Source organism: Falsihalocynthiibacter sp. S25ZX9, assembly GCF_041205405.1.
Taxonomy (GTDB): Bacteria; Pseudomonadota; Alphaproteobacteria; order Rhodobacterales; family Rhodobacteraceae; genus Falsihalocynthiibacter; species Falsihalocynthiibacter arcticus.
On the sequence record NZ_JBGFCD010000279.1, the window covers coordinates 1 to 293 of the forward strand.

The 293-nt window shown below is 54.9% G+C and carries 1 protein-coding gene; it reads left to right on the top strand.

Translation table 11 applies throughout. The annotated features are described in order from the left end of the window. Positions 1-293 (top strand): Asd/ArgC dimerization domain-containing protein (locus tag AB9F29_RS22245; RefSeq protein WP_369757293.1); only part of this gene is annotated, 293 nt, incomplete at both ends.

The window sequence follows — 293 nt, forward strand, 5'->3', positions numbered from 1 at the left end:
GGGATGTAATGCCGCGACGGGCCAATATGCGTTGCGGCCCTTGATTGCGGATCGTGTTATTGCGTTTGACGATATTATCATTAACTTGATCACGGGCGTGTCTGGGGCTGGGCGCTCGCTCAAGGAAAACCTGTTGCATGCCGAGTTGTCCGAAGGGGCGCATGGTTATGCCGTTGTGGGTACGCATCGGCATTTGGGCGAGTTCGATCAAGAGTTTTCGGCGATTGCGGGCGAACCTGTACGCGTGCAATTCACGCCGCATTTGATCCCTGCCAACCGCTGGATTTTTGGAA